10 protein-coding genes are annotated in these 13,682 nt (G+C 71.3%); 3 read left to right on the top strand and 7 right to left on the bottom strand.

The window, feature by feature from the left end; translation table 11 throughout:
• Nucleotides 1–20: 20 nt before the first annotated feature.
• From SS2_RS15830 to SS2_RS15815, 4 genes are all read right to left on the bottom strand, one after another.
• Nucleotides 21–779, bottom strand: a complete 759-nt coding sequence (locus tag SS2_RS15830; protein ID WP_066465750.1) for an iron ABC transporter ATP-binding protein — start codon at nucleotides 777–779, stop codon at nucleotides 21–23.
• On the bottom strand, nucleotides 776–1,876 hold the full coding sequence (locus SS2_RS15825) for an iron chelate uptake ABC transporter family permease subunit (protein ID WP_083942317.1): 1,101 nt from the start codon (nucleotides 1,874–1,876) through the stop codon (nucleotides 776–778). Before SS2_RS15825 ends, SS2_RS15830 begins: the two co-directional genes overlap by 4 nt.
• Entirely contained in the window at nucleotides 1,863–2,831 is a 969-nt protein-coding gene (locus SS2_RS15820) for an ABC transporter permease (protein WP_066465748.1), read from the bottom strand. Before SS2_RS15820 ends, SS2_RS15825 begins: the two co-directional genes overlap by 14 nt.
• 98 nt (nucleotides 2,832–2,929) lie before the next feature.
• Nucleotides 2,930–3,925 carry a siderophore ABC transporter substrate-binding protein gene (locus SS2_RS15815; protein WP_066465746.1) on the bottom strand — a complete coding sequence of 332 codons (996 nt, stop codon included), beginning with the start codon at nucleotides 3,923–3,925 and terminating at the stop codon, nucleotides 2,930–2,932.
• Nucleotides 3,926–4,115: 190 nt separating this feature from the next.
• On the opposite strand from SS2_RS15815, the gene SS2_RS15810 reads away from it, so the two are divergent.
• The gene (locus tag SS2_RS15810) at nucleotides 4,116–5,117 is read left to right on the top strand and encodes a peptidase M10A and M12B matrixin and adamalysin (protein ID WP_157607380.1); all 1,002 of its coding nucleotides are present in this window, start codon (nucleotides 4,116–4,118) and stop codon (nucleotides 5,115–5,117) included.
• Here SS2_RS15810 and SS2_RS15805 read toward each other — a convergent pair.
• Together SS2_RS15805 and SS2_RS15800 are read right to left on the bottom strand one after the other, a co-directional pair.
• Nucleotides 5,090–7,765 carry a DEAD/DEAH box helicase gene (locus SS2_RS15805; protein ID WP_066465743.1) on the bottom strand — a complete coding sequence of 892 codons (2,676 nt, stop codon included), beginning with the start codon at nucleotides 7,763–7,765 and terminating at the stop codon, nucleotides 5,090–5,092. The two genes, SS2_RS15810 and SS2_RS15805, sit on opposite strands and share 28 nt — an antisense overlap.
• A gap of 88 nt (nucleotides 7,766–7,853) precedes the next feature.
• A complete protein-coding gene (locus tag SS2_RS15800) occupies nucleotides 7,854–9,827 on the bottom strand; it encodes an alpha-glucuronidase (protein ID WP_245643645.1) in 1,974 nt (657 codons plus the stop codon).
• Nucleotides 9,828–10,249: 422 nt separating this feature from the next.
• On the opposite strand from SS2_RS15800, the gene SS2_RS15795 reads away from it, so the two are divergent.
• Nucleotides 10,250–11,320 (top strand): LacI family DNA-binding transcriptional regulator, encoded by a 1,071-nt coding sequence (locus tag SS2_RS15795; RefSeq protein ID WP_066465741.1) that lies wholly within the window; start codon nucleotides 10,250–10,252, stop codon nucleotides 11,318–11,320.
• A gap of 43 nt (nucleotides 11,321–11,363) precedes the next feature.
• Nucleotides 11,364–12,401 (top strand): acetylxylan esterase, encoded by a 1,038-nt coding sequence (locus SS2_RS15790; protein WP_157607379.1) that lies wholly within the window; start codon nucleotides 11,364–11,366, stop codon nucleotides 12,399–12,401.
• A 41-nt stretch (nucleotides 12,402–12,442) separates the two neighbouring features.
• On the opposite strand, the gene SS2_RS15785 is transcribed toward SS2_RS15790, so the two are convergent.
• Nucleotides 12,443–13,627, bottom strand: a complete 1,185-nt coding sequence (locus SS2_RS15785; RefSeq protein ID WP_066465740.1) for an ROK family transcriptional regulator — start codon at nucleotides 13,625–13,627, stop codon at nucleotides 12,443–12,445.
• Between the last annotated feature and the right edge of the window lie 55 nt (nucleotides 13,628–13,682).

The following is a 13,682-nucleotide window of genomic DNA, read 5'->3' as shown; positions in this document are numbered from 1 at the left end:
CCATCCTTGCGCAGGTGAGGTCAGGCGGCGTAGACGGCCGTGGGGCGGCCGTTGATGTGGTGGACCTCGACAGGGGTGTCGAAGACGTCGCTGAGCACGTCGTCGACCATCATCTCCGCGACCGTCCCGGAGGTGACCACCGCGCCGTCGCGCAGTGCGATGATCCGGTCGGAGTAGGCGGCAGCGAAGTTCACGTCGTGGATGACGATGACGATGGTCTTGCCGAGCTCGTCCGCGGCGCGGCGCAGCTGGCGCATCATGAGCACCGAGTGCTTGACGTCGAGGTTGTTGAGCGGCTCGTCGAGCAGCACGTAGCGGGTGTCCTGGGCCAGGACCATCGCGACGAAGGCCCGCTGGCGCTGCCCGCCGGAGAGCTGGTCGAGGAAGCGGTCGGCGAGGTCGGTGAGGTTGAGGAAGTCGATGGCGTCCTGCACCTTCTCCCGGCACTGCGGCGTCAACCGGCCCTGGGAGTGCGGGAACCGCCCGAAGCCGACGAGCTCGCGGACGGTCAGGCGCGCAGTCATGTGGTTCTCCTGGCGCAAGATCGACAGGTGCTTGGCCAGGTCCCGCGAGCGGGTGGTGCGCACGTCCATGCCGCCCACGGTCACGGTCCCCGACGTCGGGTCGAGGAGCCGGCCGATGATCGTCAGGAGCGTCGACTTGCCCGCGCCGTTGGGCCCTACGACGGCGGTGATGCCGCCGTCCTCGATGACGCCGCTGACCGGTCCCAGGACCCGCGCCTCCTGGTAGCTCTTGGTGACGTCGGCGAACTCGATCACAGGGTGCCCTTTCGCAGGATCATGAGGAGGAACAGCAGGCCGCCGACAAACTCGATGATGACGGTGAGGAAGCCCGCGGCGTAGAACACGTGCTGCATGAGGAACTGCCCGGCCACCAGCGTGAACAGGCCGAGCAGGAAGGCCATCGGCAGGACGAAGGCGTGCTTGTACGTCCCGGCCAGCTGGTAGGCGAGGGTCGCGACGATGAAGCCGAAGAAGGTCATCGGCCCCACGAGCGCGGTCGAGAACGCGATCATCGTGGCGACCAGGACGAGCATCACGGTCAGCTCGCGCTTGTGGTCGACGCCGATCCCGGTCGCCGCGTCGCGGCCCAGCAGCAGCGCGTCCAGGCGCATCCGCCGTCGCCACACGATGACGGCGATGACCGCGCAGACACCGAAGGCCAGCGGGAGGTAGTCGTCCTTGACGGCGCTCAGCCGCCCGAACAGCTTGACCGAGAGGAGGTCGTACTCGGTGGGGGAGAGCAGTCGCTGCAAGAACGTGGACAAGGAGTCGAAGGCCATCCCGATGACCACCCCCACGAGCAGCATGAGGAAGAGGCTGCCGAACCGCCCAGAGAACAGCCACCGGTAGAGCAGGGTGGCGAACAAGACCATGACGGTGGTCTGGGCGACGAGCTTGGGCATCCCCTCGGTGCTGGCGATGACCGTCCCGCCGAAGACGAAGACCATGAGCGTCTGCATGAGCGTGTACATCGAGTCGAAGCCGATGATCGACGGCGTGAGGATCCGGTTGCCGGTCACCGTGTGGAAGATGACGGTGCCCACCCCTTGGGTGAAGGCGGCGACGACCATCGCCCCGACCATCGTCAGCCGCCGGGGGAAGGTGAAGTCGAAGGACCCCCGAATGAACAGCAGCAGGAAGCAGGCGATCGCGACGACGGTGAGCGTCCCCACGATCCACAGGCGGACCCCGGGCGTCAGGCGAGCGGCGATGCGCTCGGGGAGTCGCGGCAGCCTCGGGAGGCGGGGCAGGCGCACGGTGAGCCGGCGCCGTGGCCCGGGCGCGGCGTCGGGCAGGGTGGCGGCCTCGGCGGAGGCGGAGGCGGAGGCGGTGGGGGTGCTAAGCACTGACATGACGACGCTGCCTCAGGACCAGGGTGATGAACAGGACGGCGCCGACCGCGCCGAGGACGACGGAGGCCGGGATCTCCATGGGGGCCACCACGGTGCGCCCCACGAGGTCGCAGGCGAGCAGCAGCCCGGTGCCGATGACCGCGATCCACGGGAGGTTCTTGCGCAGGTCGTCGCCCAGGAGCAGTGAGACGAGGTTGGGTACGACGAGACCGAGGAAGGGGATGAAGCCCACCACGACGCTCGTGATGCCGGTGGCCAGGGCCACCATGGTCACGCCGGCGAAGACGACCCGCTCGTAGCGGATGCCGATCGTGGTGGCGAGGTCCTTGCCCAGGCCCGCCGCGGTGAAACGGTCGGCCATGACGACGGCGAGAACGGCGATGACCACGACCGCCCACAGCGGTTCGTAGAAGCCGCGGACGATCCCGCTGAAGCCGCCGGAGCGCCACGCCGACATCGACTGCAGGAGGTCGAAGGTGCCCGCGAGGAAGGTCGTCACCGCGCCGACCACCGCACCGAGCATGATGCCCACCAGCGGCACGATGATCGAGGACCGCACCGTGATCCGCCGCAGCACCCCGAGGAAGGCCATCGTCCCGACGAAGGCGAAGACGGAGGCCACGACCATCTTCACCAGGGGCGGGGCGGCCGGGGCGAGGATGAGGCAGGCGAGCATCCCCAGCCCGGCCCACTGGCTCGTGCCGGCCGTCGTCGGCTCGACGAACTTGTTCTGGGTGATCATCTGCATGATCACCCCGGAGAAGCTCATCGCGACCGCGGCGAAGATCAGCGCGAGCGTGCGCGGCACCCGGGAGATGACGAACATGTTCCAGGCCGCGGGGTCGGTGAACAGGTTGGCGACGGTGATGTCGTACCCGCCCACCAGCAGCGAGGCGAGGACGAGGAGCAGGACCACCACGGAGATGAGTGGCAGCAGGAGCGTGCGGGAGCGCATGGCCGGCCTAGAGGTGATGTCCCGGAGGACGTGCGGTGCCCGACGGCGGGCCGCCTGTCCGCTGGGACTGGGCGGCCCGCCGTCGGGCGGGACTGCGGCTAGGCCGAGAAGGCGGCCGTGATCTGGTCGAAGGCCTGCGTGTAGGCCTGGATGCCCTCGCGGGTGTAGAACTGCGGGTCCAGGTAGATGATCTGGTCCTTCTGGGCGAAGGTCGTCTCGGCGAAGGCCTCGGTCGCGTCGATGACGGCCTTGGCGGGCTGAGCGCCCTCGGTCTTGGCGCCGGCGTCGCGGTCGAGCACGATCATCCAGTCCGGGTTCGCCTGGGCGATGGTCTCGGGTGCGAGGCCGGAGTCGCCGTGGATGTCGCCTTCCTTGCCGGCGAAGACGTCGGTGAGGGTGAGGGGCTCGAGGATGCGACCGATGCGCTCGGCGCCGTTGTCGATCTTGCCGCCGTTGACGACCGAGAGGAAGACGGTCTCGCCGTTGGTGGCTGCTGCGGCGTCGGCGGTGGCGGTCTCGAGGGCGGCCACGACCTCCGCAGCCTCGTCCTGCTTCTGGAAGATCTCCCCGAGGCTGACGGTCTGGGTCTTGAGGGAGTCGACGTAGCCGCCGGCCGCCTCGTCGGAGCCGGCGATGTCGATGGTCTGGGCGATGGACTCGAGGTCCTCCTGCACAGAGGCGAAGCGGTAGCCGCCGATGATCAGGTCAGGGTCGGCCTCGGAGACGAGCTCGAGGTTGGGCTCGCGGTGGTTGCCGATGTCCAGGATGGACTCGTCGGCGAGCCAGTCCTCGAAGCCGGTGCCGGGCAGCAGGCCCTTGGGGACGGCGACCGGGGTGATGCCCCAGTCGCGCAGCGTCTCGAAGGAGGTGTTGTCCAGGGCGACGACGCGGGCTGGGTTGACGGGCACCTCGACCGTGCCGAGGTTGGACTCGATCGACACGCTGGTCGGTGCGTCGGCGGACGCGGCACCGGAGGTGGTGGCCGACGAGGGGCTGGGCGTCTCGGCGGCGCCGGCGCCGCAGCCGGTCATGAACAGTGCTCCGACCAGGACGGAGGCCGCCCCGACGACGGTCTTCGTGAGATGCAGGGCCATGATGTCTGGGGTCTCCGTTGCCTGTGTGTGGGGAATGTGTCGGCTGTGACACGACGCACCGTAGGGTGCCCTAACTAAAGTAAGGCATACCTATCTTCCTGTGGTGACTTTCCATGAGAACGTGGCGAGCGTCACAGCCGATATGCGGTATCCGCTCAGATCGCGACTGGTTCGTGCCGATGTGCTCGGTGTGACAGCTCCCGACGACCTCCCGCGCTCCCCGTCCGGGCGTGTCCCTCAGTGGGTCCGCGACGAGGTCGCCGGCCAGCCGCCGGCACAGACGGCCTGGCGGCAGCCGGGCAGGGGAGACGGACGGCGCGCTGCCCGACGCCGCAGCAGGAACCCCCGCGGGGTGGCGACGCTCACCGTCCTCATCGTGCTGGCCGGGCTGTGGTGGAGCTGGTCCGCCCAGAGGTCGGACTCTGTCGCAGGCTTTCTCGCCGAGCTCCCTGGCGGCTTGGCCCTGCCCGACGGACTGCTGGACGGGGCGCTGACGGATCCGCCGCGGCGGGCCGCCGACGGCAGCCGGCTGCCACCGGCCGGGCTGGAGGAGTCCCCGACCAGGCTGCTGCCCGTGGTCACCCCGTCCGTCTTCGGGGACCAGTACGCCTTCGTCTCACCCAGTCAGGACGCGCTGCGTCCCTACGGCTGGTCTCCGTGCCGCCCTGTCCACTACGTCGTCGACGTCACCGGAGCGCCAGCAGACTTCCAGGACAGCGTGCGGGTCGCGGTGGCCGAGATCAGCGCGGCCACGGGCCTCCTCTTCGTCGACGACGGCGCGGTGATCGAGGCGGCGTCCCCCGCTCGGGAGCCGCACCAGCCCGCGGTCTACGGTGACCGGTGGGCACCCGTCCTCATTCGCTTCACCGACGACGTCGCGGTGCCCGGGCTCGCCGGAGACACGGTGGGTCAGGCCGGCGGCTCCGCGATGACCGGGCCCTCAGGCCTCACCCACTACGTCAGCGGCACCGTCTACCTGGACGTCGAGCTGCTGGCCCTGCCCGGGCTGGGCGGCGTGCCGGCGTACCTGCCGGTGCTGCGCCACGAGCTGGCTCACCTCGTGGGCCTGGACCACGTCGACGACCCGGCGCAGATCATGTTCCCCACGACCGGCTTCGTGACGACCTTCCAGGCCGGTGACCTCACCGGGCTGTCGTTGGCCGGTCAGGCGGAGTGCGCACCGGACCTGTGACCGGCGTGCGCGAGCACGGCGTCGAGCAGGCGGACTGCGGCGGCCTTGTCCAGGGGGTGGTTGCCGTTGCCGCACTTGGGTGACTGGACGCAGCCGGGGCAGCCGTCGGTGCAGGCGCAGCGGGCGATCGCCTCGCGGGTGGCGCGCAGCCACTGCTCGGCCAGGTGGAAGCCGCGCTCGGCGAAACCTGCGCCGCCGGGGAAGGCGTCGTAGACGAAGACCGTCGCGCGCTCGGTGTCCACGTGCACCGCGGTCGAGACGCCGCCGAGGTCCCACCGGTCGCAGGTAGCCAGCAGCGGGAGCAGCCCGATCGAGGCGTGCTCGGCCGCGTGCAGGGCGCCGGGGACCGCGTCGGTCTCCACCCCCGCCGCCTCGAGCACCTCTGCCGAGACCGTCAACCACACCGCGGCGGTGCGCAGCGTGCGCACCGGCAGGTCCAGGGCCTCGGTGCCCAGCACCTCCTGGGCGGGCAGCCGGCGCCGCTGGAAGCTCACCACCTGGGTGGAGACTTCGACGGTGCCGAGGCCCCACTCGACGGGGGAGCGTGCGGTGTCGGCTGTGCCGTCTGTGTCGTCTGTGCCGCCGCCCCCGTCGGGCGCGGTGCCGGTCCCGTCGCTCCCCTCGGGCGGGGTGCCCCAGCTGGCGTGCTGCGTCTGGTCGATGACGGCGATCGAGGTGACGTCGCGGGACCACGTCCCGTAGCCGACGTCCTCGCGCGCCACCAGGGCGACCGAGCTCGTCAGGTCGTAGCTGAGCACCACGAAGGTCTCGCCCTGGTGCACGTAGACGGCACCCTCGTGCACCGAGCCGTCTGCGGACGAGGCGTCCACCGTGCCCAGCAGACGACCGGTCGCGGCCTCCACGACCGAGACCGGCGTGCCGCCCTCGCCGCGGATGTTCGTGAAGCCGGCCGCGGGCTGGTGGTGGGTCCAGTACCAGCCGGAGTGCCTCCGCCGCAGAGTGCCGCGCTCGGTGAGCTGGTCGAGCAGCACCCGGGCGCCGTCACCGCCGAACAGCGGCAGGTCCTCGGCCGTGAGCGGCAGCTCAGCCGCGGCCGCGCACAGGTGACCGGCCAGCACGTAGGGGTTCGTGGGGTCGAAGACCGTCGCCTCGATCGGTGCCGCGAAGATCGCCTCGGGGTTGTGCACGAGGTAGGTGTCGAGCGGGTCCTCCCGCGCGATGAAGGTCACCAGCCCGTCAGACCCGGCCCGCCCGGCGCGCCCGGCCTGCTGCCACAGCGACACCCGCGTCCCCGGCCAGCCGATGATGAGCACCGCGTCCAGCCCGGAGATGTCGACGCCGAGCTCGAGGGCGTTGGTCGTGGCGAGCGCGCGGATGGCCCCCGTGCGCACCGCGCCCTCCAGCGCCCGACGCTCCTCGGGCAGGTAGCCCCCGCGGTAGGCGGCCACGGCGCGGCCCAGCGCCGGGTCGACCGAGCGCAGGTGGTCCGCCGTCGTGGTCGCCACCGACTCCGCACCGCGCCGGGACCGGGTGAAGGCCAAGGTCCGGGCGCCGTGCACGGTGAGGTCGGCGAGCAGGTCGGCGGCCTCGGCGGTGGCCGAGCGGCGCGGACGGGGGCCGTCCCCGCCGGTGTCGACCGGGTCGGCGTCGTCGACCAGGCCGAGGTCCTCGGTGGAGGACCCGATCGCCCACGGGTCGTCGGTGAGCGCCGCGACCGCGGCGTCCCCCGCGGCGCGCGCGAAGCCCGACGCCGTGGGCACCGGAGGCAGCTCGGGCGGCTCCCACAGGGCGAAGGTCTTGCGCCCGGCGGGGGAGGCGTCCTCGGTCACCGCGACCACGTCGGCCGGGTCGACGCCGATCAGCCGGGCGGCGCTGACCGCCGGGTCGGCGGTGGTCGCGGAGGCGACGATGAAGGTCGGGCCGGCGGGCCGGGGTGCGGTGCGCGATCCGGGGCCCGCGCTGGCCAACCGGCCTGCGGCGTCGGGCACGGGTGGGGCGTAGTGGGCGGCGAGGCGCTGCAGGCGGCGCAGCACGAGGGAGACGTGCGCCCCGAACACCCCGCGGAAGGCGTGCCCCTCGTCGACGATGACGTAGCGCAGCGACCGCAGGAACCGCGCCCACCGGGCGTGGTTGGCCAGGAGGGAGAAGTGCAGGTAGTCGGGGTTGGTCAGCACGACGTCGGCATGGTCCTGGATCCACTTGCGGGCAGCGAAGGGGGTGTCGCCGTCGCAGGTGTCCACCTGCACGTCACGGGCGCTGCTCGCGCGCAGCAGGCCGGTGACGGCGTTGAGCTGGTCGGCGGCGAGGGCCTTGGTGGGGCTGAGGTAGAGGACCGAGCCGCGCTCCCGGACGGACTCGATGCGGCCGGGGGCGAAGACCTGGCCGGCACGGTCGGAGCGCACGGAGGTCAGGGCCGGCAGCCAGAAGGCGAGGGACTTGCCCGAGCCGGTCGACGTCGCCAGCACGGTGTGCCTGCCCGACCACGCGGCGTCGGCCGCCTCGACCTGGTGCAGCCACGGGCGCTCGACGCCCATCGACCGGTACCCGGCCACCAGTGCCGGGTCGGCCCAGGCGGGCCAGTCGCCCTGGGTGCCGGTGCGTGCGGGCAGGTGCTCGACGTGGGTGAGGCGCCCGGACCGACGCCCGCCCGCGACGAGGACGTCGAGGAGCTCATCTACACGGGGCACTCGGTGATTCTCCCACCCGGGGGAGGGGGCGTGGCCGACAGACCGGCCGCGCCGAGGTCAGCAGCGTGGGGCTGTCAGCGCGTCGCGGTCAGAAGATCTGGCGCCCGCGCTCGTCGGGGACACCGGACTTGCGGAAGAAGTAGGTGTTGACCTGGTCTCGCCACTCCCGCGCGCAGCGCTGCTGCTCCTCGAGCCGCTCCTGCACCCGGTCGTAGACGTCCGGCGCGACCAGCCCTGCGAGACCACTCCACGACCGCGCCATGGCGTCGACCTGCTCGACCCCCGAGAAGTGCGTGTCGTAGATGTGCTGGATCACTGTCGAGCCGCTCCTGAGCACATGGGTGTAGGGGACATGGTGGAAGAACAGCAGCAGCTCGTCGGGGCATTGATCGAGGTCCTCGTAGATGGCTGCCCACGGCTGGGGGTACTGCCCGGTGTAGCCGGTGCCTGATGCTCGGGTGCGGTCCACGCCGACGCCGTCACGGTCGGCGAAGTGGTAGGTCCCCCACGGGGTGTACTCGTAGCCGTCGATGCCGGGGCCGTAGTGGTGCCCCGGGTGCACCATGAACCCCACTCCCAGCGGCGCCGTGTAGGCCTCGTAGGTGTCGCGGGATCCGGTCAGCATCGTCTGCACGGTGCTCGCCACGACCGGGTCGTCCGCCCCGAAGGTCAGGGCAGACCATTCCGCGAGGATGGCCGAGGGGGTGAGCGAGGGGTCCCAGGCAAGGCGGCCGACGGCGTAGAGATTGGCCTGGGCCAGCGGGTGGCCGGTCCAGAACTGGTCCATGCCGACGTTCGACACCGCGGCCAGGCCTCCTCCGGCGTGAGGGTCGCGGACGCTGCGACGGGCGTCGGGGGAAGGGGCGCCTGTCGTGATGTCGGAGACCGCCGGTCCGTCCTGGCCCCAGGGACGGAAGCCCATGACCTCGCTCCACTGGGGGGCGAGGTAGCAGACGTGCTTCTGCTGGCCGGTGTACTCCTGCGTCACCTGCAGCTCGACCGCCAGACGCGTGCGCGGCATCGCGGCCAGCACCGGTGAGACGGGTTCACGGACCTGGAAGTCGATCGGGCCGAGCTTCACCTGCACCACGACGTTGTCGTCGAAGCGTCCGTCGAGCGGGGCGAAGTGGTCGTAGGCAGCGCGGGCCCGGTCGGTCGATCGATCGCGCCAGTCTTGGTGATTGTCGTACACGAAGGCGCGCCAGTGCACGACGCCGCCGTACGGGGCGAGTGCGCGTGCCAGCATGTTGGCGCCGTCGGCGTGGTCGCGACCGTAGGAGAAGGGCCCGGGCTGGCCTTCGGAGTCCGCCTTGACGACGTACCCACCGAAGTCCGGTACCGCTGCATGCACGGTGCGGGTGACCTGTTCCCACCAGCTGGCGACCGTCGAGTCGTGCGGGTCGGCGGTGGACATCCCTCCGAGGAGGATGGGAGCAGCGAAGCTCACGGCCAGGTGCGTGCGGATCCCGTAGGGGCGGAACACGTCGGCGAGAGCGGCGACGTCGGCGAGCCGCCGGGTGAGCAGGAGGGCTTCGCTCGCGTGGACGTTGACATTGTTGATGGTCACCCGGTTGATGCCGCTCGCGGCCAGCAGCCGTGCATATCCGCGCACCCGTGACAGGTCGGTACGCAGGCCGCCGTCGGCATAGAAGACAGAGCCCCCGGAGTAGCCGCGCTCGACCTGTCCCATGACGGGATGGACGTCGATGTTGTCCCAGTGGTCGAGCTTGCGCAGGGCGTGCGCAGGCGCGTGCCGCTCGGGGGTGATGTCCGCGGAGAACGCCGACTCGCCCAGGCGCACCACGTGGAACATGCCGGCCAGCAGCCCGGCTCCGTGCGTGGCCAGGACCACCGTGGTCCCTGCTCGGCGAGCAAGCACGAACCCCTCCTCGCCGAGCGGCCCCGCCTCTCGGAGCGCGGAGGCGACGTCAGCCACGGTCTGCGGTGCGTGGTCGAGGAGGGCCAGCACGAGATCCGGCTGCGTGTCGTCGTGGGGCACGTCGGCAACCGTGCCTGAGAACGCCGCGGTGGCCTGGGCGATCTCGAGACGGACGGTGTCCACGAGCAGGCCTTCGCCCGCCGTGAGGACGCGACGCGATCCCACGGCTGCGAAGGCGCTGTCCGGCAGCCAGGCCGGGTGGGGTGCCGACGGGTCGTCCGCACAGGCAGGGGGGTGGGGTGTGCTGCGGCGAGCCGCAGATGGGTGCGACGCGGACGCGACGGACACGGCTGACTGGTCTGGCACTGAGCTCACCCCTCGCATCCGGCCACGACGAGCGTGCCTTCGTCCCGGCGACGGTGCCGGAACAACGCCACTGCGTCGTGGTGTCGAAAGTATCGAAACGAGGCGCGATACCTCATGTGCGCAGACAGTAGTTTGTGGACGAAGCGGCCGTCAACCCCGTGGTAAAACGGATCTTGCAGGCATTGCCGGTGCTACGCTGACCCCGAAACTTGCGCCCGACTCCGACAGGCAAGCCACTGATGGTTCCTCAGCTCACCCGAGCCGCTGCCCCTGAGCCCACTCATAGCGCGGGGTCAGGACGCACCGCGCAACCCGCGACGATCGCTTCGATCGCTGCCGAGGCTGGCGTGTCGGTCCCGACCGTCTCCAAGGTCCTCAACGGACGGCCCGACGTGGCACCGGCGACCCGGTCGCGCATCGAGGCGCTCCTCGAGCAGCACCGTTACCGCCGTCGCAAGAGCCGCGGTGCCGGCGGCCAACGGCTCCTCGACCTCGCCTTCCACGAGCTCGACTCGGCGTGGTCCATCGAGATCATCCGAGGAGTTGAGGAGGCGGCGGCCGCGGCGGGGGTCGGCGTGGTGCTCTCCGAGCTCGGTGGCAAGCACCGCCCACACCAGGAGTGGCTCGACGAGATCCTCGCGCGCCGGCCGCTGGGAGTGTTGTTCGTCCTATCGAGCCTGGACGCCACGCAGCGCCACCAGCTCGAGTCCCGATCGATCCCCTTCGTCGTCCTCGACACCGCCGGGGAGCCGCCTGACGATATCCCCACGGTCGGTTCGAACAACTGGAGCGGCGGGCTCTCGGCGACGCGGCACCTGCTTGGCCTTGGCCATCGCCGGGTCGCGGTGATCTCGGGGCCGCCGGACGTCCTGTGCAGCAGGGCGCGTGTCGACGGCTATCGCAGCGCCCACGACGAGGCGGGCGTCCCGATCGACCCCGCGCTCACGCGGTACGGGGACTTCTACTTCGACGGCGGCTACGTCCACGGCAAGGCGCTGCTCACCCTCCGCGACCGACCCACGGCGATCTTTGCCGGCTCGGACATGCAGGCGCTCGGCGTGCTTCGTGCGGCCCGCGAGCTCGGTCTGCGGGTGCCCGAGGACCTCTCCGTCGTCGGCTATGACAACCTTCCGCTCACCGAGTGGCTCGGTACCGCGCTGACGACGGTCAACCAGCCCCTGCACGACATGGCTCGCACGGCGACCCAGATGCTCATCGACCTGGCAGACGGCACGGCGCTGCCCAGCCGGCGGATCGACCTGGCGACGACGCTGGTCATCCGGGAGAGCACGGCACCGCCTTCCCGATAGTGACGCCCCACGACTTCCCCATCAACGACGACGAGGACGGCACGTGACCATGTTCGATCAACCGTTGCACCAGCTCAAGACCTACCTCCCCGAGGTGGCCGAGCCCGACGACTTCGACGAGTTCTGGGAACGGGTGCTCGATCGGGCCAGGACCTCCCCAGCCGTCATCGATGTCACGAGCGAGGACTCAGGCCTGACTCTCGTCGACACGTGGGACATCACCTTCGCCGGGTTCGACGGCCACCCGATCAAGGCGTGGCTGACCCGTCCGGCTGGGAGCCTGGAGGAGGCGTTGCCCGCTGTCGTGGAGTACGTCGGCTACGGACGCGGACGCGGGCTCCCGCACGAGCGGATCACCTTCGCGGCAGCGGGATATGCGCACCTGGTCATGGATGTGCGCGGACAGGGCAGCAGGTACGGGTCGGGGGGGTCGACGCCAGATCCGGTCGGCTGCGACCCGGCAGCTCCGGGGTTCGCGACCCGGGGCATCCTCGCCCCGGGGGACTACTACTACACCCGCCTGATCACCGATGCGGTGCGTGCCGTCGACGCCGTCCGCGCCTTGCCCGGGGTCGATGCCGGCCGCGTGGTCGCCCTCGGCAACAGCCAGGGCGGGGGCCTCGCCGTCGCCGTGGCCGGCCTCGTCCCTGATCTTGCCGCGGTCCTGAGCAGCGCCCCGCTGCTGTGCGACGTGGAACGTGCGCTCAACCTCACCGACGAGCACCCCTACGGCGAGGTGGTGCAGTACCTGGCGGTGCACCGGGACGCGGTCGACGCGGTCTTGACCACGTTGTCCTACGTGGACGGCGTGCTGTTCGCCCGACGAGCCACCGCTCCCGCGCACTTCGGGGTAGGGCTGCGGGACACCGTCTGCCCGCCCTCGACGGCCTTTGCCGCCTTCAACCACTACGGTCTCGCCCATGGCGACGACCGTCAGGCGCGACGCCACATCGAGGTCTACCCCTTCAACCATCACGAGGGCGGCGAGGCCGTGCACACTCGCCGCCAGCTGACGTGGCTCGCGCAGACTCTCGCGGAGGCGGGCCGGGGCGCCCCGGCTGTCTCTGCGCAGGCACGGTGACCGCTCGGCCCGGGCGTGGCGTCGCGGCATGAGAGCTCCGGTCAGCGCCCCAGCACGAGCGACTGGATCGCCACGACCGCCGCGCCGCGGGCCCACCGGGCGAGCTCAGGGCTCTGCAGGGCGAGCTCAGGGTCGCTGGTGCGCGGGTTCCGGTCAGCGTGCAGGCCCGCCGCGACGGCATCGGCCGCGACCTCGGCCAGGCGCACGCCCTCGCCCCCGAGCACGATCCGCTGGGGCAGCGTGAGGTTCGCGATCGCCGCGAGCATCCGCCCGAGCGCCCGGCCGGCGCGGTCGACGACGGCGCCTGCCTCGGGGTCGCCGGCGGCGGCCAGGTCGAGCACCTGGTCGTAGGTGACCGGCCGGCCCAGCCGCTCGGTGGCCTGGGCGACGAGGGCGTCGATGGTGAGCAGCGCCGTCGCGCAGCCGGTGTGGCCGCACGGGCCCACCGGCCCGTGCGCGTCGAGGGGGAAGTGGGAGAGGAGGCTGAGCCCGGCCTCGGGGCTGGTCACCGCCTGGCCGTGGACCACGAGCCCGTACCCGATGCCCGCGCCGATCGTGAACAGCGCGAACCGGTCGCAGCCGTGCCCCTCGCCGAACCAGTGCGTGGCCTCGGTGACGGCGACGATGTCGTTCTCCACGACAGTGCGCAGCCCGGTCCGCTCGGTGAGCAGCGCAGCGAGGGGCAGGTCGCGCCATCCGAGGTAGTCGGCCAGGGTCACGGTCGAGCGGTCTTCGACGTGGCCGCCGAGGCTGATGCCGAGGCCGGTCACCCGCGCTCCGGGGCGCACCTGCTGCAGCTGCTCGACCAGCCGGTCCACCAGCAGCGCGACCGTCTCGACCGCGTCGTCGGGGGCGGGGGAGGGGAGGGGGGCGTCGTCGGCGGCGAGGATGTCGGCTCGCAGGTCGGTCAGCGCGGCGTAGGCGTGGTCGCCGGTGAGCTTGATGCCGATGACGTGATGGGAGGTGGGTGCGACGTCGAGGGGCTGGGCGGGACGGCCCAGCCGAGGTGCGGCCCCGGCGGCGGGGGCGGTGTCCGGCTCGGCCTCGACGAGCAGGCCGGAGTCGAGCAGCGGCTTGGTCAGGCGGGTGAGGCTCCCCGGGGACAGGCCGATGCGCTGCGAGAGGTCGCTGCGGGAGAGCGGACCGTCGAGCAGCACCTCGAGCGCGATCTGACGGGTCGGCCCGGACAACGGGGTCCAGGTGACGGCGGGGGCCGGAGTAGTCATGGTGGATCGAGTTTATTCCATCTGTCAACTAACCAACAGCCCGGGCGGTCTTCCG

Origin of the sequence: Sanguibacter suarezii NBRC 16159, from assembly GCF_001552735.1 — a bacterium.
Taxonomy (GTDB): domain Bacteria; phylum Actinomycetota; class Actinomycetes; order Actinomycetales; family Cellulomonadaceae; genus Sanguibacter; species Sanguibacter suarezii.
This window is presented reverse-complemented; position numbering and strand designations above follow the sequence as displayed.

Excerpts from the sequence above, each read along its gene's own strand:
- SS2_RS15795 (WP_066465741.1), top strand. The coding sequence starts at position 10,250 with ATGGTTCCTCAGCTCACCCGAGCCGCTGCCCCTGAGCCCACTCATAGC.
- SS2_RS15820 (WP_066465748.1), bottom strand. The coding sequence starts at position 2,831 with ATGCGCTCCCGCACGCTCCTGCTGCCACTCATCTCCGTGGTGGTCCTG.
- SS2_RS15785 (WP_066465740.1), bottom strand. The coding sequence starts at position 13,627 with ATGACTACTCCGGCCCCCGCCGTCACCTGGACCCCGTTGTCCGGGCCG.
- SS2_RS15815 (WP_066465746.1), bottom strand. The coding sequence starts at position 3,925 with ATGGCCCTGCATCTCACGAAGACCGTCGTCGGGGCGGCCTCCGTCCTG.
- SS2_RS15825 (WP_083942317.1), bottom strand. The coding sequence starts at position 1,876 with ATGTCAGTGCTTAGCACCCCCACCGCCTCCGCCTCCGCCTCCGCCGAG.